This is a genomic window from Streptomyces fructofermentans (assembly GCF_014651055.1).
Classification (GTDB): Bacteria; Actinomycetota; Actinomycetes; order Streptomycetales; family Streptomycetaceae; genus Streptomyces; species Streptomyces fructofermentans.
This window is the reverse complement of record NZ_BMWD01000001.1, coordinates 113,997-134,394: the sequence shown is the minus strand read 5'-3', so window position 1 is coordinate 134,394 and position 20,398 is coordinate 113,997. Positions and strand designations below refer to the sequence as shown.

Annotated in this window: 13 protein-coding genes; 4 read left to right on the top strand and 9 right to left on the bottom strand. The window is 73.8% G+C overall.

The window, feature by feature from the left end:
- Positions 1-130: 130 nt before the first annotated feature.
- Positions 131-1,690: a serine/threonine protein kinase gene (locus IE265_RS00520; RefSeq protein WP_190033242.1), complete on the top strand. Its 1,560-nt coding sequence runs from the start codon at positions 131-133 to the stop codon at positions 1,688-1,690.
- A gap of 159 nt (positions 1,691-1,849) precedes the next feature.
- Here IE265_RS00520 and purH read toward each other — a convergent pair whose 3' ends face one another.
- Both purH and purN read right to left on the bottom strand, forming a co-directional pair.
- A complete protein-coding gene (purH, locus tag IE265_RS00515; protein WP_190033241.1) occupies positions 1,850-3,421 on the bottom strand; it encodes a bifunctional phosphoribosylaminoimidazolecarboxamide formyltransferase/IMP cyclohydrolase in 1,572 nt (523 codons plus the stop codon).
- A complete protein-coding gene (gene purN / locus IE265_RS00510) occupies positions 3,418-4,038 on the bottom strand; it encodes a phosphoribosylglycinamide formyltransferase (protein WP_190033240.1) in 621 nt (206 codons plus the stop codon). Before purN ends, purH begins: the two co-directional genes overlap by 4 nt.
- A gap of 344 nt (positions 4,039-4,382) precedes the next feature.
- Between purN and IE265_RS00505 the strand changes: the two genes are divergently transcribed.
- Entirely contained in the window at positions 4,383-5,222 is an 840-nt protein-coding gene (locus tag IE265_RS00505; RefSeq protein WP_190033239.1) for a hypothetical protein, read from the top strand.
- Positions 5,223-5,435: 213 nt separating this feature from the next.
- On the opposite strand, the gene IE265_RS39205 is transcribed toward IE265_RS00505, so the two are convergent.
- Entirely contained in the window at positions 5,436-7,892 is a 2,457-nt protein-coding gene (locus IE265_RS39205; RefSeq protein WP_190033238.1) for a cell division protein PerM, read from the bottom strand.
- A gap of 54 nt (positions 7,893-7,946) precedes the next feature.
- On the opposite strand from IE265_RS39205, the gene IE265_RS00495 reads away from it, so the two are divergent.
- The gene (locus IE265_RS00495) at positions 7,947-8,828 is read left to right on the top strand and encodes a SigE family RNA polymerase sigma factor (RefSeq protein ID WP_190033721.1); all 882 of its coding nucleotides are present in this window, start codon (positions 7,947-7,949) and stop codon (positions 8,826-8,828) included.
- A gap of 107 nt (positions 8,829-8,935) precedes the next feature.
- Here the strand turns inward: IE265_RS00495 and sucD are convergent, their stop codons facing one another.
- The 6 genes from sucD to IE265_RS00465 form a co-directional block, all read right to left on the bottom strand.
- The gene (gene sucD, locus IE265_RS00490; protein WP_190033237.1) at positions 8,936-9,820 is read right to left on the bottom strand and encodes a succinate--CoA ligase subunit alpha; all 885 of its coding nucleotides are present in this window, start codon (positions 9,818-9,820) and stop codon (positions 8,936-8,938) included.
- A gap of 21 nt (positions 9,821-9,841) precedes the next feature.
- A complete protein-coding gene (sucC, locus tag IE265_RS00485) occupies positions 9,842-11,020 on the bottom strand; it encodes an ADP-forming succinate--CoA ligase subunit beta (RefSeq protein ID WP_190033236.1) in 1,179 nt (392 codons plus the stop codon).
- An 835-nt stretch (positions 11,021-11,855) separates the two neighbouring features.
- A complete protein-coding gene (locus tag IE265_RS00480; RefSeq protein ID WP_190033235.1) occupies positions 11,856-13,133 on the bottom strand; it encodes a hypothetical protein in 1,278 nt (425 codons plus the stop codon).
- 379 nt (positions 13,134-13,512) lie between these two features.
- Positions 13,513-14,784, bottom strand: a complete 1,272-nt coding sequence (locus tag IE265_RS00475; RefSeq protein WP_229915950.1) for a VWA domain-containing protein — start codon at positions 14,782-14,784, stop codon at positions 13,513-13,515.
- Positions 14,781-17,417, bottom strand: a complete 2,637-nt coding sequence (locus tag IE265_RS00470; protein WP_229915982.1) for a DUF5682 family protein — start codon at positions 17,415-17,417, stop codon at positions 14,781-14,783. The genes IE265_RS00475 and IE265_RS00470 overlap by 4 nt, the downstream gene beginning before the upstream one ends.
- Before the next feature lie 59 nt (positions 17,418-17,476).
- A complete protein-coding gene (locus IE265_RS00465) occupies positions 17,477-18,658 on the bottom strand; it encodes an ATP-binding protein (RefSeq protein ID WP_190033233.1) in 1,182 nt (393 codons plus the stop codon).
- 133 nt (positions 18,659-18,791) lie between these two features.
- Between IE265_RS00465 and IE265_RS00460 the strand changes: the two genes are divergently transcribed.
- Complete coding sequence (locus IE265_RS00460; RefSeq protein ID WP_190033232.1) at positions 18,792-20,144, top strand: SWIM zinc finger family protein; 1,353 nt, start codon at positions 18,792-18,794, stop codon at positions 20,142-20,144.
- The last annotated feature ends 254 nt before the right edge of the window (positions 20,145-20,398 follow it).

The following is a 20,398-nucleotide window of genomic DNA, read 5'->3' as shown; positions in this document are numbered from 1 at the left end:
ACGGGACGGGGAGAACGACCTTGTACAGCATCATCGTGGTACCTCCGCCGACCACGGAGGAAGAACACGGCGACACCGTACGGAACGACGACGTCCGCGCCGCGGGCCGCACGGCCCACGGGGTACCGCGGTGACGGAGGCGTACGCGGTCTCGGTGCCCAAGGGCTACCGGGTGGGTTCCTGGGAGGTCCAGAACCCCATCGCCACGGGCGCGTTCGGCAGCGTCTACGGGGCGCGCCGCACAGGCGCGCGCGACGGCCTGCCCGCGACGGCGGCCCTGAAGTTCCTGCCCACCGGTACGGGTACGCCACGGCAGTTGACGCATCTGCGCGAACTCGGCGAGCGGGAGATGGAGTTGCTCCGCCGACTCACCCGCCCCCGGCTGATCCGCATGTACGAGACGCTCACCGTCGACGACCCGGAACACCCCGGCCTCGACGGCGCCACCGTGCTCGTCCTGGAGCGGGCCGAGGGCTCACTCGCCGCCCTGCTGGCCCGTTCACCGCACCCGCCGGACGGCCCGCTGCTGCTCGCGCAGATCTGCGAGGGGCTGGCCCAACTGCACGACGCGGGCTGGGTGCACGGCGACCTCAAGCCCGCCAACGTACTGCTGATGGAGGACGGTTCGGTCCGGCTGGCCGATTTCAACATGGCCGCCGAGCTGGAGGGCACCCACGCCTACACGCCGGCCTTCTCCACACCCGACTACACCCCGCCCGAGCTGCTCTGGTCGGAGATCGGCGAGCGCGGCCGGCGCATCCGGCCCTCCGCCGACGTCTGGGCCTTCGGCGTCCTCGCCCATCTGCTGCTGGCGGGCGCCTTCCCGCTGCCCGGCGGCACGCAGTCGGCCCGCAGGCACGCGGCCGCCGCCTATGCGCGGGGCACCGACGAACTGCGCCTGTCGCCCGCGCTGCCCGAAGCGTGGCGGGACATCGTGCGGGACTGCCTGGCCCGTACCCACGCCGACCGGGTGAGCACGGAGGCGCTGCTCGGGCGGGTGGCGGCCGCCGCCGGCACGGACCGGCCGTCGAGGCTGCGCCGGCTGTTCGCGCGGCGCGGCCACCGCCCGCGGAGCGCGGCGGCGGTCGGCGCCGCGGCGGCCGCCGGCGCCGTCGCCCTCTCGGCACTCGGATTCGGCATCAGCGCCTGGACGGACGCGGACGGCAAGGGCGCCGGGGAGCGCACGACCGTCACCGCGCCCGCGTACGGGGCCGCCCAGCTCCGTACCGACCGGGGCATCCCGCCCGCGTTCCGACTGCTGATCGTCGAGACGGCCAACGACTGCGCGCACCCCGAGGTCAGTCCGGTCCTGATCTCGGCGATGCTGAAGGTGGAGAGCGACTTCGACCCGGACCTCGCCGACAAGAAGAACAACGAGTACGGCATCGCGCGCTGGACCCCCGGTGTGCTGCGCTGGTGGATGCACGAGGACGGCACCCCCGGGCAGGAGGTGCCCGAACCGCCCTTCCCGCCCGCGGAGTCCATTCCGGCGATGGGCCGCTACCTGTGCTGGATCACCCCGCGTCTGGCCAAGGACCTGCCCGGGGACCGACGGGTCCTGATCGCGACGGCGTACCGGACGTCGTTCGACAAGGTGAACCGTGCGGGCGGGGTGCCCGCGAAGTACCGCGACTACGCCGACCGCGTCGCGCACTACCTCGAGGAGTACGGACCCGACGGCAAGAAGTGACCCGGCGACCTGCGGGGCGCCGGGTGCGGCAGGACACGGCGGCACCGGAACGCGACGGCGGCCCCCGGACCCTCGCGGGAGGGTCCGGGGGCCGCCGTCCGCACGGTCCGTGCGGAGTCGGTGCGGGGTCCGGTCGGTGAATCCGGTCAGTGGGTCCGGTCAGTGGAAGAAGTGCCGCGTCCCGGTGAAGTACATCGTGACGCCCGCCTTCTTCGCGGCCTCGACCACCAGCTCGTCCCGGACGGAACCACCGGGCTGGACCACGGCCCTGACACCGGCGGCGGTCAGGATCTCCAGCCCGTCGGGGAAGGGGAAGAAGGCGTCCGAGGCGGCGAAGGAGCCGCGCGCCCGCTCGGCACCCGCGCGCTCGACGGCGAGCTTGGCCGAGTCGACACGGTTGACCTGGCCCATCCCGACACCGACGGACGCCCCGTCCTTGGCGAGCAGGATCGCGTTGGACTTGACCGCGCGGCAGGCACGCCAGGCGAAGGCGAGCTCGTCGAGCTCGCCCTCGGAGAGCGCGTCGCCGGTCGCCAGGGTCCAGGAGGCCGGGTTGTCGCCGTCGGCCTGGAGCCGGTCGGAGACCTGGAGGAGGCGACCGCCGTCGATCTGCTTGACCTCGACGGCGGCGGCCGGACCGTGGTGCGCGCGCAGCACCCGGAGGTTCTTCTTCCTGGCGAGGGCCTCCAGCGCGCCGTCCTCGTAGTCGGGCGCGACGATGACCTCGGTGAAGATCTCCGCGACCTGCTCCGCCATCTCCCGGGAGACCGGTCGGTTGACCGCGATCACGCCGCCGAACGCGGACAGCGGGTCGCAGGCGTGCGCCTTGCGGTGCGCCTCGGCGACGTTCGCGCCGATCGCGATGCCGCACGGGTTGGCGTGCTTGATGATCGCCACACACGGGTCGTCGTGGTCGTACGCGGCACGGCGCGCGGCGTCCGTGTCCGTGTAGTTGTTGTACGACATCTCCTTGCCGTGCAGCTGCTCGGCGTCGGCCAGGCCGCCGGTGCCGTCCACGTAGAGCGCGGCACCCTGGTGCGGGTTCTCGCCGTAGCGGAGCGTGCTGCGCTTCTCGAAGGTCGAACCGACGAAGTCGGGGAACTCCGAGGTGTCGGCGGGCGCGTACGAGCTCGCGAACCAGGAGGCGACGGCGACGTCGTACGCGGCCGTGTGCTGGAAGGCCTCCGCGGCGAGCCGCTTGCGCGCGTGCAGGTCGAAACCGCCCTCGCGGGTGGCGGCGAGGACGTCCGCGTACCGCTCGGGGCTGGTGACCACGGCGACGGACGGGTGGTTCTTGGCGGCGGCGCGGACCATCGAGGGGCCGCCGATGTCGATCTGCTCCACGCACTCGTCGGGAGAGGCGCCGGAGGCGACGGTCGCGCGGAACGGGTACAGGTTCACGACGACGAGCTGGAAGGGCTCGACCCCCAGCTCGGCGAGCTGCTGCTTGTGGGCGTCCAGCCGCAGGTCGGCGAGGATTCCGGCGTGCACGCGCGGGTGCAGGGTCTTGACCCGGCCGTCCAGGCACTCGGGGAAGCCGGTGAGCTCCTCGACCTTGGTGACCGGGACTCCCGCGGCGGCGATCCGCGCGGCGGTGGAGCCGGTGGAGACCAGCTCGACACCCGACGCGTGCAGGCCGCGCGCGAGCTCTTCCAGACCGGTCTTGTCGTAGACGCTGATCAGTGCGCGGCGGATGGCCCGCTTGGTGTCCTGCGTACCTTCGGCGGTCACGGGATAACTACCTTTCGTCCCTCAATGCGATAGCCGTTGCGGGCGAGCCGCCCCACGACATCGACGAGCAGCCTTCGCTCGACTTCCTTGATGCGCTCGTGCAGAGCGCTCTCGTCGTCCTCGTCCCGGACCTCGACCACGCCCTGGGCGATGATCGGCCCGGTGTCGACGCCGTCGTCGACGAAGTGGACGGTGCACCCGGTGACCCTCGCGCCGTAGGCGAGGGCGTCCCGGACGCCGTGCGCCCCCGGGAAGCTGGGCAGCAGCGCGGGGTGCGTGTTGACGAACCGGCCGCCGAAGCGGGCCAGGAACTCCTTGCCCACGATCTTCATGAACCCGGCCGAGACGACGAGGTCCGGCTCGTACGCGGCGGTCGCGGCGGCGAGCGCCGCGTCCCACTCCTCGCGGGTCCCGAAGTCCTTCACCCGCCGGACGAAGGTCGGCAGTCCGGCACGCTCGGCGCGGTCCAGGCCCACGATGTCGTCGCGGTCCGCGCCGACGGCGACGATCTCGGCCCCGTAGACGGCCGTCCCCTGCGTCGCGACGGCGTCGAGGAGTGCCTGCAGATTCGTACCTGATCCTGAGACCAGCACGACGAGGCGCTTGGCCTTGGCCACGGCGGGGCCCTTTCTCGGGAGTTCTCGGTGAGAACGGCTGCGGTCGACGTTTGTATGGTCGTACGAATGCTTCGCGCCCCCGGATACGGGGAAGTCTACGAAGCGGCCGACCGCCAGCAACGATACCGGCACACCGCGCGGCCCCCACGGGACGGGGGCGTGGCCGGAAGGTAGCGTCTGGGGAGGATCCTCCCGGGGCACACGATCCGCGCAGGGGAACGCCTTTTGCGTACGGGACGTTGACCAGGGACGGGTATGAACGCCGCGGGCGCGAGCCCCGGACACCAGCCGACTCTGTGGACACGTTGCCCGCCAGAGACCACCAAGGGGAAGACGCACACCTGATGCCGGACCGCAGTCTCCGACTCCCTCCGCTCCTGCTGCGCGAGCAGCGCCCTTCTCCTCCGCCGCGGGAGAGCCACGACGTGCCCGAGGGCGGGCAGCGGGACTCCTCGGACGGCGAGGGCTCCGGCACTCCTGCTTCCGGACAACGGCCGGAGCCGTCCCGGGCACCCGCCGACGACAACCCCTTCGCCCCGCCCCCCGAGGGCACCCCGGACCGGCCGTGGCAGCCGCGGCGCCCCGACGGCGGCCAGGGGGGCGAGGGCGGCCAGGGAGGCCAGGGGCCCGACGACGGCTCCCCCTGGGGCAGCCAGTGGAGCGACCGGCAGCCGGGACCCGCCCGGGGCGGGCGCTTCGGCGACCGCCCCGGTTCACCCGGCGGACCGGGCGGACAGAACGGCCCCGAGGGATCGGGGGGTCCCGGCTCCGGGATGCGCTGGGACCCGACGGACCCGGCCCAGCGCCGCGCCCGGTACGCGCTGCTCTCCGGCATGTGGGCGTTCTTCTTCGCCCTCTTCAGCTGGCCGTACGTGGCGCTGCTGCTCGGCGCGCTGGCCATGTACTGGGCGATCAGCGCCCTGCGCGCCAAGCCGCGCGCGGCGGACCCCGACAAGCCGGCGCCGCCGTCCACCGGCGGCAGGCAGCCGCAGACCACCGCGGCGATCAGCGGCCTGGTCACAGCCTCACTGGCACTCGTGCTCGTCGCGGCGACCTTCACGGCCCAGCTCGTGTACAGCGAGTACTACACATGCGTGAACGACTCGCTCACCAACACGGCGAAGAAGTCCTGCGACGACCTGCTCCCGAAGGAGCTGCGCGGAATCCTGGGCACGGAGGGCTGACGGACGGGCCGGCCGGGTGCACCGGCCGGCCGCCCCGCCGCCCTCGTCACTCCTGCGGGTGAGCCGCCGGCCCCCGGCCGCCCGTCCGTCCCGGACACCCCCGCCGGTCCGTCCGACCCGGGTTCCTGTCGGGGCCGGTCACTCGCCCGGACCAACCGCCTCCGCCGGACCCGGCCGCCCGCCGCCCGCTCCGGTGCGTACGGGGGTGTCCCCTCAGTCACGGGGCTCGTCCGTGGACGACGCCCGTTTGAGGGCGGACCAGCGTGCCTCACGGGCCTCGTCGTCGTGCCACAGGGAGCCGAAGGGGTCGGAGGAGGGCAGGAAGTCGTACGGCTCGAAGTCCGGGTCCACCGCACCCGGACGGCCGGACTTCGGCCGCCCGGAGAGGCGGCCGCGGCCTCCGGGGCCACGCGGACGGGAGCCCTTCGCGGGGGCGTAGGCGTCCGGTCGACCGGCGCCGGCCGCGGGCCGGTCCGCCGGGCCCCGGCGGCGGCCCAGGCGGGAGAGCCAGCCGGTCCTGGAACCCGCGGCGGCCGGGAGGGACCCGGGTGCGGGCGCCGGTACGGGTCCGGCGGCAGGGCTCTGCACGGGTGCGGGTTTGGCCGCGGGGCTCTGCGCGGGTGCGGATCCGGCCGCGGGGCCGGCGTGCGGTGGCAGGGCGCGGGGCCGCAGGGGGTGGTCGGGCGGCGCTTCCCCGGGCGCCGCCCCGGACCCGCCCTCCGCCTGATCCTGCCGGCCGCCCCGGACTCCTGCCCGGACCCCTTCCCCGAACCCCTCCCGGAGCCTGTCCCTAAGTCGTTCCCCGGGCTCCCCGGGCTTCCTGACCTCCCTGGGCTTCCCGGACTCCCCAGGGACTCCGGGTACTCCGGGCTCCCTCGCGCCTTCGGCCGGCGGCCCACTCGACTCGCCCGCCAGCCCCGGCCCCGGCTCACGTCCCGGCTCGTGTCCTGACACGCGCCCCTGCTCGGGCATCGACTCGAACGCGAACGGCCGCTCGGGCGTCGACTCGGGCGAGGGCTCGGGCGAGGGCTCGGACGAGGGCGATCCCCGGCGCCCTTCCGCCGGGTCCGGGTCCATGCCCGGGCCCCGCTCCGGCTCCCGCTCCGGAAGCAGGAAGGGCGTCCGCCCGCGCTCCTCCTCCGCAACACGCGTCCACGCGTCCGGATCACGGGGTTCCAGGACCTGAGGCACGGGCTCGGAGACGTTCCGCGAGGGGGTACGGACGCTCCGGGTCCAGGGCAGCCGTACCACTGACGTCCACCCGTGCGGCCCACGCGCACGAGATCCGCGTACCCCCTCGAGCAGCCCCGCCCGGGGCGTCCGTACCAGAGGACCGCGCAGGCGCCAGGCCCGCAGCCCGAGTCCCGCCGGCACGCCGACCAGGGCGATCCACGCCGCCGCGGCGGGGCCCGTCTGCCACCAGACGGGCCCGAAGTCGCGGAGCGCGGCCGTCCCGAGAGGGCCGCCCGCGAGCGCGGCGAGCACCGCGAGGACCGGTCCGCACAACAGGGCGGCCAGCGCCACCGTCCGGGCGGTGCGGCCGGGCGGCCAGGGCTCGTCGCCCGGGACCGCCGTCCAGACCGGACGCGAACGCCCGGCCCTCCCGGCGGCCGAGCGCCCCTTCCCCGGCTTCCTCCTCCCCGGCACCCCTGCCCGCACGGTGAACCAGGCCACCACCACGCCCGCCACCACAGGCACCGCTCCGGCGGCCCAGGCCACCGGCGTCCCCGGGCCCTCCCCCGGTACCGCCGCGAGAAGCGGGAAGGGCGGGAGCAGCGTCCCGGGGGACGAGGCAAGGGGTCCGACGGCGTGCCCCGACCCGAGGGCGAAGCCGGGTCCCAGGGCGTAGGAGGCCCCCCACACGGCGGCGTTCGGTACGAGGGCCAACGCCAGCAGCAGCACCGCGAACCTGCCCGACCAGCTCTCGGTGAGCTGCAGGAACGACTCCCTGGCCGGATCGCCGCGCCACACCAGCGAGGCGCCGGCGAGGAGGGCGCCACCGCCGACGAGAGCGGCCGTTCCGGCCGCGGCGGCACGGGCAGCCGCCGGGAAGCGGATGTCCGAGGGCATCGGCAGGGCGGCGACGGCGCGGCGCAGGGCGGGCGGCAGCGGGCCCAGCGGGCGCCCGTACGCCGTCCAGACGCCCGACCCCGCCGCCGCCACCGCGAGCAGCGGCGGCCACACCAGGACCGAGGTCCACGACGGCCGCAGTCCGCCGCCCGACGCGTACAGGGCGGCGAAGGTGCCGACGGCCAGATAGCCCGCGACGACGCCGGCCCACACCGTGCGGACCCCGGGCGGCGCGGAGTGCTCGTCGCCGTCCGCCGCGTCGCGGGCCGCGCGGTGCAGCAGCCACGCGGGCACCGCCACCAGGAGCAGCGGGGTGAGGCCGACGGGCGCGGGCGCGCCGGAGAGGGTCTCGGTGCGGACGAGTTCGGTGCCGTGCGCGAGCAGCCACAGCGCCGCTGCGACGTGCAACGCGCCGTCGGGGCCGCTGTCCGGATAGGGCGAGCTGATCCACAGGACCATGACCGGCACGGCGAAGGCGCCGAGCCCGAGCCCCGCCGCGAGAGCACCTCCCGCAAGACCGGCGGCCAGTCCTGGTGACCGCTCGCGCGACCGGTTGGGCTCGGGCGGCGACGGAGGGCTGCGATGGGTCGTCTGGGTCACGTTCGCCATGCTCCCAACGACACGCGCTTTCCGGGCGTAACAGGCGAACCTCGGATGTGTCGCTCAATATACTTTTATGTGTATTTACGTACGAAAGGGTGCTGTCCGGTGACGCAAACCGCTGCCCCTGCCGTCACGCTGACACCAGATCAGGCATTCGACGCGCTGTACGCCTTCGCCGCCCCCGCCCTCGTACGGCAGGCCTACCTGCTCACCGGGCGGCGCGAGTTGGCCCGCGAGTCGGTGGAGAGGGCCTTCCAGCAGGCCTGGCAGCGCTGGCCCGAAGTGGCGGTCGACCGGGATCCCGCGGGGTGGGTGCGCGCGGCGGCGTACGAGTACGCGATGTCCCCCTGGCACCGGCTGCGCCCGAGCCACCGCCATCCGGAGGTACCGCCCGCCACGCCGGACGACCGGCTGCTGCTCTCCGTCCTGCTGGACCTGCCTCCCGCGTACCGGCGCACGCTGGTCCTCCACGACGGCCTCGGGCTCGGCCTGCCGGAGACCGCGGCCGAGACGGAGGCGAGCACGCCCGCGACGGCGAACCGGCTGCTGCACGCGCGCGAGGCCGTCACCGAGCGGATCCCCGAACTGGCCGACCCGACGGAACTGGCCCGGCGGCTGGCGGAACTCGGCAGCGCGGAACGGCTGCGCGCCGCCGCGGAGCCCGACACCGTACGTACGGGCAGCGAACGCCGGGCGCGCCGCTGGACCCGGGCGGCCATCGCGCTCACCGTCCTCGTGATCGGCTCCACCGCGATCACGCTCCGCACGGCCCCCGACCACTACGAGGCTCCGCTGGTCCCGGGCTCCGGGGTGCGCGGCGTACCGCCGCGCCCGGCGCCGGGCCCGCTCTCCAAGGAGGACGTGAAGCTGCGTACGAAACTCCGCTCGCTGCCGGGCGCGGGGCCGGAGAGGATCCGGCCGCAGGTCCGCTGACGGCTCCGGCGGCACGGACGCGCGAACGCGGTCGGGCCCGCACCCCCGGAGAAGGGGGTACGGGCCCGACCGCGTTCAGCCGTTCAGCCGTTCAGCCGTTCAGCCGTTCAGCCGGCGAGGATCGCTCGGGCCAGCTCGGCCGTCTCGGTCGGCGTCTTGCCGACCTTGACGCCGGCGGCCTCGAGGGCCTCCTTCTTCGCGGCGGCCGTGCCGGAGGAGCCGGAGACGATGGCGCCGGCGTGGCCCATGGTCTTGCCCTCGGGCGCGGTGAAGCCCGCGACGTAGCCGACGACCGGCTTGGTGACGTTCTTCGCGATGAAGTCCGCCGCACGCTCCTCGGCGTCGCCGCCGATCTCGCCGATCATGACGATCAGGTCGGTGTCGGGGTCGGCCTCGAACGCGGCGAGCGCGTCGATGTGCGTCGTACCGATGACCGGGTCGCCACCGATGCCGACGGCCGACGAGAAGCCGATGTCACGGAGCTCGTACATCATCTGGTACGTCAGCGTGCCGGACTTCGAGACCAGGCCGATGCGGCCCGGCTTCGTGATGTCGCCCGGGATGATGCCGGCGTTGGACTGGCCCGGCGTGATGAGACCGGGGCAGTTCGGGCCGATGATGCGGGTCTTGTTGCCCTTCGACTTCGCGTACGCCCAGAAGGCGGCGGAGTCGTGGACGGCGATGCCCTCGGTGATGACGACCGCGAGGGGGATCTCGGCGTCGATGGCCTCGACGACGGCGGCCTTGGCGAAGGCCGGCGGCACGAAGAGGACGGAGACGTTGGCGCCCGTCTTCTCGATCGCCTCGGCGACCGTGCCGAAGACCGGGATCTCGGTGCCGTCGACGTCGACGGTCGTACCGGCCTTGCGCGGGTTCACACCGCCGACGATGTTCGTGCCGTCGGCCAGCATGAGCTTGGTGTGCTTCATGCCCGTGGCACCGGTCATGCCCTGGACGATGACCTTGCTGTCCTTGTTGAGGAAGATAGCCATGGCTGTGGTGTCCCTCGTCCTTTACTTGGCCGCGGCCAGCTCGGCGGCCTTGTCGGCCGCGCCGTCCATGGTGTCCACGCGCTGCACGAGCGGGTGGTTGGCGTCCGACAGGATCTTTCGACCCAGCTCCGCGTTGTTGCCGTCGAGGCGGACCACCAGCGGCTTCGTGACGTCCTCGCCCTTGTCGGCGAGGAGCTGCAGCGCCTGGACGATGCCGTTGGCGACCTCGTCACAGGCGGTGATGCCACCGAAGACGTTGACGAAGACGGACTTGACGTCCGGGTCGCCGAGGATGATCTCCAGGCCGTTGGCCATGACCTGGGCGGAGGCGCCGCCACCGATGTCCAGGAAGTTGGCCGGCTTCACGCCGCCGTGGTTCTCACCGGCGTACGCGACGACGTCGAGGGTGCTCATGACGAGCCCCGCGCCGTTGCCGATGATGCCGACCTCGCCGTCGAGCTTGACGTAGTTGAGGCCCTTGGCCTTGGCCGCCGCCTCGAGGGGGTTCGCCGACGCCTTGTCCTCGAGAGCCGCGTGGTCCGCCTGGCGGAACTCGGCGTTCTCGTCGAGGGAGACCTTGCCGTCCAGCGCCAGGATGTCGCCGGAGGCGACCTTGGCGAGCGGGTTGACCTCGACGAGGAGCGCGTCCTCGGCGACGAAGGTGTCCCACAGCGTCACCAGGACCTCGGCGACCTTCTCGGCGACCTCGGCCGGGAACTTCGCCAGGGCGACGATCTCGCGGGCCTTCTCGATCGAGACGCCCTCGACGGCGTCGACCGGGACCTTCGCGAGCGCCTCGGGGGTCTTCTCGGCGACCTCCTCGATGTCCATGCCGCCCTGAACGGACGCCATGGCGAGGAAGGTGCGGTTCGTGCGGTCGAGGAGGTACGAGACGTAGTACTCCTCAAGAATCTCCGGGGCCGTCTCGGCGATCATCACCTTGTGGACCGTGTGGCCCTTGATGTCCATGCCGAGAATGTCCGTCGCGCGGGCGACGGCCTCGTCCGGGGTGCCGGCCAGCTTCACGCCGCCGGCCTTGCCGCGGCCACCGACCTTGACCTGGGCCTTGACGACGGACTTGCCGCCAAGACGCTCGGTCGCCGCGCGCGCCCCTTCAGGCGTGTCGATGACTTCACCGGCCAGCACCGGTACACCGTGCTTGGCGAAGAGGTCCCTCGCCTGGTACTCGAACAGGTCCACGCGCGTCCGTCCCTATCAGGTATCTCGCGGTTCGTTGTCTGCGTGGGCGTGCCGCGGCGGGCAACGTGACTGCGCGGTCACAAGGAGGGCGTGGGCACGGTGGCCGGAACGCGGCATGTCCGTCTCGCAGGTTATCGCCGCTGACGGCGGGGGCCTAAATCGCAGATCACAGCTGGGCGGTGATTACGGTCACAGATTGCCCGGTTCCAGGGCCTCACCAGGCTGGGGTTTGCCTGGTGAGGCCCCTCGAACAGCCCCTCAACCATGACGTAGGGGGCGCGGGGCGGGTGCTCCTCACCCCAATGGGGAGCACCCGCCCCATCCGCAGGCGGCCGACCGGAAGGGCCGATGGCGTTCGGCCGTCCGAGGGCTCGTTCCTGCGGCGTCGGGGGATGCCGTACGTCCGGCCGCCGGGGCGCGGTCGTACGGCAAGGGGTGCGTCGGACGCCGTATCGGGCCCGACGCGGGTGGACGGAACGGGGCGACGACGAACGCGGACGGCGCGAGCACCGCGCAGACCGCGCAGACCGCGCAGACCGCGCAGACCGCGAACAACACGGTCACGGCGGCCCGGGTGACGAGTGCGGGGGTGCCGTCCCGCCCGATGCCCGTACGGGTGACCGTACGAATGTCCGTGCGGGTCGCTGTACGGCGGCCGGGTTCACCGCGGAACGGGTGACGCCCAGCTCATCCGGGTCGCGGGTCGCGGGTCGCGGGTCGCGGGTCACGGGTCACGGGTCGCGGGTCACGGGTCGCGGGTCGCGGGTCGCGGGTCGCGGGTCGCGGGTCGCGGTGGCGCACGCGGTGAGGGTGGCGCCCGGTGGTCGGCGGTGGCCTAGCCGGGGGAGGCCGGAATGTCCCGGTGCCTGTCCCAGGTCGCCGCCGCGCAGGAGTCCGCCGCCGCTCCGGGCCGCAGCGCGGGCCGAACCCGCTCGGCCGGCGCGACGGCCTGCGCGTCACCGTGCCGCGAAGGCCCGTTGTCGACCACCGAATGACGGCTCGGGAACCCCGCGGATCCGTCGCCGGGTACCCGCCTCGCGGGCGACCCGGCCGCCGGTACGTCGACGGAACCGCCCGTGCCGCCGGCCTCGACGACACCGGCCGCCGTGCCGGCCGGACCCCGCGCCGACGGCCCGTACACCGTCGCCGAACCCGCCTCGGCGGCCTGCTCCCGTGCGGGCCCCCGCTCGTTCGTCGTCCCGCCCGGCTGCCGCGGCGCCGTACCCGTCGGAGGCGTGCCTGCCGGAAGCGTCCCAGCCGGAAGCGGCGACGGCCCCGGCTGCCCGGACTGAGCGCCGGGCGGCTCCGGCAAGGCGGGCGGCACGGGCGCCTGCGCGAGCGGCGGCCACTGGGACGGCGGCACCGGCAACGCGTCGAGCCCGTCGGTGATCCGCTCCACCAGGTCCCCGACCGGTCGTACGACCTGCTCGACGGCCGACGGTACGAGACCGCCGGTGAGAGGCCGCACGACCCGCTCGGTGACCGGTCGCACGATGCGTTCCGCGACCGGGCCGGCGACCGGGGCGGCAACCGGGGTCACGGTCCGCTCGTCGACCACGGCACGCCCGACCTCGTCGGCCACTGAAGCGGTCACCCCGGCCAGGTCCGCAACCCCGGCCACGGAAGCCTTGCGTGTGACGGGGGCCGGTGGGGTGGGCGCCTGTGGAGCGGGCGCGGGCGGGGTGGAGGCCTGTGGGGTGCGAGCCTCCGCTGCGGTGAGGGCCGGTGCGGTGGAGAGCCGTGCGGTGGAGGCCTGCGGAGTGCGGGCCTCCGACGCGGTGGGGAGCGACGCGGTGGATACCGACGCGGTGGGCGCCTGCTGCGGTGACGCGACCGAGGACCGGGACCCGGTGTCCGCCACGGCCGACCGGGGCGCGAGCGCGGCCGGCTCCCCCGGCGGATTCGGCACGACCCGCTCGGCCGCCGACCCCAGGGATCGAACGGTCTCCGTCGGACCGGACACCACCCCGTCCCCCGCTTCCGCCCGCCCACCGCAGAAGAACCCCAGCAGGAACAACCCGCCCACCAGCACTGCCACGTTCAGCGCGCGCCGCCGTGCCGTCGTACGCGTCACGCGCAGAGCGGCACCGGGCAGTACGGCTGACAGGGCCAAGACGGGAAAAGCCTCACGTACGGATGTGCGGGCGGGAAGGGCTGGACTCACGGAACGGGCTGGACTCGGGGGCGGGCCGGTTCGGCCGACCGATGGGGCACGCACCAGCAGGGCACGGGACCGGGACGGGAACCGGGGTGGTACCGGGCTAGAACAGGGGTGGAACAGGGGGTACTGAAACGCGGGTGGAGCGCACCCGGGGGCGCAGCCGAACACCGCACGCCCCGAAAGCCCGCCGATACTCGCACGGGACTCCGGAGGTCGCGCAAGTCCCCTGTTACCGATGGATACACATGCCCGTTTTTTCCGCCCCGAGGCCCGTACCCGCGTCGTCATCGCCTCGGCCCGCATCCGCTCGACCCGTCTCTGCCCGGCCCCGTCAGCCGCCCTGCCGCCCCGGACTTCCGGTGTCCGGCACCGGAAGTGGCCGTTTCTCGATCGCCGCCGCCATCACTTCGGGGAACAGATCGGGCGTGCAGGCGAACGCGGGTGCCCCCAACGCCGCGAGCGCCGCCGCATGTTCGCGGTCGTACGCGGGAGCACCCTCGTCGGACAGCGCCAGCAGCGTCACGAACTGCACCCCCGACGCCTTCATCGCCACCACCCGCTTCAACATCTCGTCGCGTATGCCCCCTTCGTAGAGGTCGCTGATGAGCACGACCACGGTGTCCGCGGGCCGGGTGATCTGCGACTGGCAGTAGGCGAGCGCCCTGTTGATGTCCGTGCCGCCGCCGAGCTGCGTGCCGAAGAGGACGTCCACCGGATCGTCGAGCTGGTCGGTGAGGTCGACGACCGCCGTGTCGAACACGACCAGCCGCGTGTCGATGGACCGCATCGAGGCCAGGACCGCCCCGAACACCGACGCGTAGACGACGGACGCCGCCATCGACCCGGACTGGTCGATGCAGAGCACGACCTCCTTCCTCACGGACTGCGAGGCGCGTCCGTAGCCGATGAGGCGCTCGGGCACGATCGTGCGGTACTCGGGCAGGTAGTGCTTGAGGTTGGCCGAGATCGTGCGGTTCCAGTCGATGTCGTGGTGGCGAGGTCGGTTGATCCGGGCACTCCGGTCGAGCGCGCCGCTGAGTGTCGCCCTGGTACGCGTCGCGAGCCGCTTCTCCAGGTCCTCCACCACCTTGCGCACGACTGCCCGCGCCGTCTCCTTGGTCGTCTCCGGCATGGCCTTGTTGAGGGACAGCAGGGTGCCGACGAGGTGGACGTCGGCCTCCACCGCCTCCAGCATCTCCGGCTCCAGCAACAAGGTGGAGAGGCCGAGCCGGTCGATGGCGTCCCGCTGCATCACCTGGACGACGGAGGAGGGGAAGTACGTCCGGATGTCTCCGAGCCACCGCGCGACGGCCGGCGCCGACGCCCCGAGCCCCGCCGAACGGCCCTGCCCCGCACGGGCACCGCCGCTGTTCCCGTACAGGGCGCCGAGTGCCCCGTCCATCGCGGCGTCCTGACCGGTGAGCGCGCAGCCGGTGCCGTCCGCCTCCTCCCCGCCGAGCACGAGCCGCCAGCGGCGCAGCCGTTCACCGTCGGCGTCGGACGTCCCGCTTCCGGCCCCCTCGAACGGAACCGCCTGCCGGTGCCGATCAGCGTGATCCGCCTGCTGAGCCTGATCGGCGTGATCGGTCGATGCGGTGCTCATCGGGCCACCCCCACGAGGTCGTCGTCCTCTGCCTGTGCGTCGGCGCCTATGCCGGTAGTTGTGCCGGTAGCAGTGCCGGCGCCGGCTGTTGCGGTGCCAGTGCCGGTGGCCGCGTCGAGCGGATCGTCCCCGTCGAGTCCCAGCAGCAGGCGCAGCACGGGCAGGACGGCGTCTGCTCGCGCCACGTCGAGCCCCGGGTCGAACCCCGCTGCCGTGCCCGTGGCCGCTCCAGGGGCACCGCCGCGTACGCCCGGTCCGCGCCGGACCAGTTCGCCGAGGGTGCGACGCACTCCGGGCTCGTAGGCCGAGAAGGTGCGTCTGAGCAGGGGCAGTACGTCAGTGAACGCGTCTCCCGGCACCGCCGTCAGCCACGCGTCCACCAGCCCGAGCAGGCGCTCGTCGTGGACGAGCAGCATCCCGCCGCCGGAACCCCCGCCGACGAACCCCTCGATCCATGCCGCCGCGTCACCCGGAGCCGTGCCCGGTGACAGCACGAGCCCCATGAGCCGCGCGGCCTCCCCGTGGGCCAACGCGCCTTCGTCCAGCAGCAGCCGAACCGCCCGGCCCCGGATGACACCCGGAACCGTGTCCCGCAGCGACAGGGTGCCCAGCACGCCCTGCCAGCGCCCGCGTATCCCGCTCCGCGCCACGGACCCCGGACCACCGCCCGCGTCCGTCGGCCCGTGCCGCTCCCCGCCCCCCACGGGGTCCCGCTCCTCCCCCTCGCCCAGCAGGCCCACCGCCGTGTGCACCGCGTCGACGTTCCCCCGCATCTCCTCGGCCGCATCCGCGTCCAGTGCCGCGCAGGCGGGGGGCAGTCCGACGAAGACGCGCTCCGCGAGCCCCGCGGCGACCTCGGCCAGTGCCTGCGTGTCGGTGCCGCGTACGTCTCCGTACCGCAGCGAACGGACCAGGGCGGGCAGTGCCTGGGCGAGGTGGCCGACATCGGCGTCCAGAGCGGCCCGGTCCGCGAGGACCCGCATCACCACCGGCAGCGCGTCGGGGAGTTCGGCGAGAAGGCAGTGCTCCGCGAGGGCCGTGACGTCGGCCAGCGACCGCGCGCCGATGGCGTCCGCCTCGGCCTTCGCCGTCGCGGCGGCCACAACGGTCGTGCCCCACACCCCGGCTTCGGCGACCCGTACGGCCAGCTCCGGTTCCCAGCGCAGCCGCCAGGTCTCCCGGAACGTGCCGGTGCTGCCGCGGGAAGCCGTCGGCTCGCCCCAGCCGATGCCCAGGAGCCGCAACCGGTGGAGCAGTCTGCTGCGTCCGGCGTCGGTCTCCTTGCGCAGGTCCAGCTCCAGTTCCCGGTCCTGCGCCTCCGGCTTGAGCCTCAGCCGGCGCTGGAGGCGGGTCACGTCCCTCTGCAACGGCACCGCGGGCGCCGACACGGGCACCTCGCCCAGGACGTCGCCCACGACGAGCCGGTCGTGCACGAGTGCCAGCGGCACGTCCGAGCCCTCGCACATCACGGCCCGTACCGCGTCGGTGGTCTCGGTCAGGCCCGGGAGCGGCCGTCCACGCATCGCAGCGAGCGTCTCGGCGAGCCGCACCGATTCGATGACGTGCGCGGACGACACGAGGCGGTCCTCGTCGCGCAGCAGTCGGGCCACCTTGGTCATCCAGCGCTCGATCGGCCGGTCCTCGGCGTGGAACAGGTGCCCGTACCAGCCGGGCGAGTCGATCCCCGCGCCGTACCCGCTCGTCCGCGAGAGCCGCCGGTGCGTCCAGGGCACCCACGTCATGTCTGCCTTCGCCCTGGGCAGCCCCTTCAGCAGCGCGCGGTCCGCCGCGACGGTCGGCCGCTGCCGGAGCGCGGGTACGTGCCAGGCCCCGCACACGACGGCCGTGTCGTCACCGAACTCCCGCTGCGCCGCGCGGATCTGGAGCCGCATGTACGCCTCGCGCACCAGGTCCCGGTCGTGGCCCCCGACCCCGTAGGCCGTACGCAGTGCCTCCATCGCCTCGCCGAGCACCTCGAACGGCGCGAACGCGTCCCCGCCCCCCGCCCCCCGGTGCTCGACCACGTCCTCCCACCACCGCTCGGGGTCGTCGTACCCGGCGGTCTCGGCGAGTACGGCGAGCGGATCGATCCGCACCGCCTCCGCGGGCACCGGCCGAGGCGCCCCGGGGCCGTCGTCGACGCCTCCCGCGCCGCCCCCGCCGCAGCCTTCACTGTCCGGAGCGTGCGCGCCTCCCGTGCCGGCCTCCGGGTCCTCGGCGTCCGCCCCGCTCGCCCCGCCCCCGCCGTCCTGCCCGTCTCCCCCGTGTCCCTCGTCTGCCCTGTCTCCTTCGTGCGCCCCTTCACAGATGTCGTCCTCGCGGCCCCACGCCAGGGTGTGCACGGCCGGGAGGTCGATGAAGCGGGCCGGCACGCCGTGCTCCAGCGCCCAGCGGATCGCCACCCATTCCGGCGAGAACTCGGCGAGCGGCCAGAACGCGGACCGCCCCGGCTCGTCCACCACATGCGCGAGCAGCGCGACGGGCGGCCGCATGTCCTCGTCGGCGGCCAGCGCGATCAGGGCGTCGGCCTCGGGCGGCCCCTCGACGAGCACCACCCGCGGCCGGGCCGCCGCCAGCGCGGCCCGAACCGCCCGGGCCGATCCGGGCCCGTGGTGACGGACTCCGAGCAGCAGCGGTCCGGGCGACCTGCGCGGCCGTCCCGCGCCTTCGCGATCACCCGCCTCTCGGATGCTCACGTGCTCACCTCACGGCAGGCCCGGTAGAAGTCCTTCCAGCCGTCCCGCTCGCGCACGACCGCTTCCAGGTACTCCTGCCAGATGACGCGGTCGGCCGCCGGGTCCCGCACCACGGCTCCGAGGATGCCCGCCGCGACATCGCCCGCGCGCAGGACTCCGTCGCCGAAGTGGGCTGCCAGGGCGAGCCCGTTGGTGACGACGGAGATCGCCTCCGCGGTGGACAGCGTGCCGCTGGGCGATTTCAGCTTCGTACGGCCGTCCGCGGTCACGCCGTCCCGCAGTTCACGGAAGACGGTGACGACACGGCGGATCTCGTCCACCCCGTCGGGCACGGACGGCAGGTCGAGGGACCGGCCGAGCTGGTCGACCCGCCGCGAGACGATGTCGACCTCGGCGTCGGCGCTCTCCGGCAGAGGCAGCACCACCGTGTTGAAACGCCGGCGCAGGGCGCTGGACAGGTCGTTCACCCCGCGGTCGCGGTCGTTGGCTGTCGCGATGAGGTTGAAGCCCTTGACCGCCTGCACCTCCGAACCCAACTCCGGGATCGGCAGGGTCTTCTCCGACAGGATCGTGATGAGCGTGTCCTGCACGTCGGCCGGGATGCGCGTCAGCTCCTCGACACGGGCCGTCATGCCGTCCGCCATCGCCCGCATGACCGGGCTGGGCACGAGCGCGTCGCGGCTCGGGCCGTGCGCGAGCAGTTGCGCGTAGTTCCAGCCGTACCGGATCGCCTCCTCCGGGGTGCCGGCCGTGCCCTGCACGAGCAGGGTCGAGTCGCCGCTCACGGCGGCGGCCAGGTGCTCGGACACCCAGGTCTTCGCCGTGCCGGGCACACCGAGGAGGAGCAGGGCCCGGTCGGTGGCGAGCGTGGTGACCGCGACCTCCACTATGCGGCGCGGCCCCACGTACTTCGGTGTGATGACGGTGCCGTCCGCGAGCGTGCCGCCGAGCAGATAGGTCGCCACGGCCCACGGCGACATCCGCCAGCGGGCCGGACGAGGCCGGTCGTCCTGGGCGGCCAGCGCCGCCAGTTCGGCGGCGAACGCCTCCTCCGCGTGCGGCCGCAGCACCTCACCCGTCTCCTGCGCGGACACGGCCTCGGACGTGTGCCCTTGTGCGGGCGCCGTCCGGTGCTGCTGGGTCGGGTCGACGGATGTCGGTTCGACGGACACGGGCATGGAGCTGTCCCCCTTGCGGCTCGGCCGGTTCGGATCTGGTTCCACCGTGCACCACGCCACTGACAATCGCCCTGACCTGCACGGATATGACCGCAAGGGGCGATTGTCAGTGGCGGGATCTACCTTCGGGAGCATGACTCAGCAGGGGGTGCGCTGGACGGCGGATCAGGTGCTGGCACTGGCTCCTGACGTCGCGTCACGCAAGGCGGGCAGCAGGCTCGGAGCGGCCGGGCCGTGGTCGGGTGCGGGCAGTTCCGAGGAGGGGACGGTGTGGGGGCTGTGCAGGGGCAGCGGGAGCAATCCGTATCGGACGGTCGTCGACATCGCGGACTCCACGGGGCCCGCCTACAAGTGCAGTTGCCCGAGCCGCAAGTTCCCGTGCAAGCACGCGCTGGGGCTGCTGCTGCTCTGGGCGGGGGAGGACGGCACGGTGCCGCGGGGGCAGGCACCGGACTGGGCGGAGGAGTGGATCGAGGGGAGACGCAAGCGGGCTGACGACAAACGAGCCGCGAGCGCGGCGGGTTCCCCTCCCTCCGCCGACCCGGAGGCGGCCCGGCGAAGGGCGGAGCGCCGGGCCGAGCGGATCACGGCAGGAGCCGCGGAGCTGGAGCAGCGGTTGACGGATCTGCTGCGGGGCGGTCTGGCCGCGGCGGAGCGCGCGGGGTACGGGCTGTGGGAGGAGACGGCGGCCCGGATGGTGGACGCGCAGGCGCCGGGACTGGCCGCTCGTGTCAGGGAGTTGGGAGCGATTCCGTCCTCGGGACCGGGCTGGCCGGTCCGGCTGCTGGAGGAGTGCGCGCTGCTCCACCTCCTCGACCAGGGGTGGCTGCGCCGCGAGGAACTGCCCGACGGACTGGCCGCGACGGTCCGCTCACGTATCGGCCTGCCCGGTTCGGCGGACGGACCGCCCGTGCGCGATCAGTGGCTGGTGCTGGCCCAGTACGACTCGGCGGACAGCCGACTCACGACCCGCCGCATCTGGTTGCACGGGGCGGAGTCGGGGCGCACGGTTCTGCTGCTGTCGTACGGGGCCGCGGGCCGGGCACCCGAGCTGGCACTGCCCGTCGGGCCGGCGCTCGACGCGGAGGTGTCCGCGTATCCGGGCGCGGGACAGCCGCGGGCCGCGCTGGGCGAGCAGTTCTCCGCCCCGGCGCCCACGACGCTCCGTCCGCCCGCGGTGGGAGTCGCGGAGGCGGCCCGCCAGTACGGCGACGCCCTCCGGGACGATCCGTGGCTGGACTCCCACCCGGTCACGCTGGGCCGCGTCATACCGACCCCCGACGGCGACCACTGGCAACTGGCGGACGCCGACGGGGAGCTGGCCCTGCCCCTGACCCTCGCCGCCGAGTCCAACGCAGGGCTGTGGCGCCTGGTCGCCCTCTCGGGCGGGGCACCGGTCACGGTCTTCGGCGAGTGCGGGCACCGCGGCTTCACTCCACTCACCGCGTGGCCGCAGGGCCCGGGCGCTGCGGTACCCCTGTGCTGACAGCACGGTCCGGCCGCGTCCCCACCACCCGGCCCGCGTCCGCCTCGCCGGCACCGTCGTCCGCCTCGCCGGCCCCGTCGTCCGTCTCGTCGGCCCCTGCGGCCTGCTCCCCGTGCTCGGCCTCCGCTGCGCCCGCCGCCTCCGCCGCGTCTTCCGCGCATTTCCTGACCTCTCTGTCCTCCGTGTGGCCCGCGTCTCGCACGGTCACGGTCCCCACCTCGCCCACCTCCCCCACCTCCTGACGGAAGGAATCT

Bases quoted from the DNA above. Each gene is read 5' to 3' on its own strand.
- IE265_RS00495 (WP_190033721.1), top strand. From the start codon at position 7,947: ATGTGTCGCTCAATATACTTTTATGTGTATTTACGTACGAAAGGGTGC.
- sucD (WP_190033237.1), bottom strand. From the start codon at position 9,820: ATGGCTATCTTCCTCAACAAGGACAGCAAGGTCATCGTCCAGGGCATG.
- IE265_RS00505 (WP_190033239.1), top strand. From the start codon at position 4,383: ATGCCGGACCGCAGTCTCCGACTCCCTCCGCTCCTGCTGCGCGAGCAG.
- IE265_RS00475 (WP_229915950.1), bottom strand. From the start codon at position 14,784: ATGAGCACCGCATCGACCGATCACGCCGATCAGGCTCAGCAGGCGGAT.
- IE265_RS00465 (WP_190033233.1), bottom strand. From the start codon at position 18,658: ATGCCCGTGTCCGTCGAACCGACATCCGTCGACCCGACCCAGCAGCAC.
- IE265_RS00460 (WP_190033232.1), top strand. From the start codon at position 18,792: ATGACTCAGCAGGGGGTGCGCTGGACGGCGGATCAGGTGCTGGCACTG.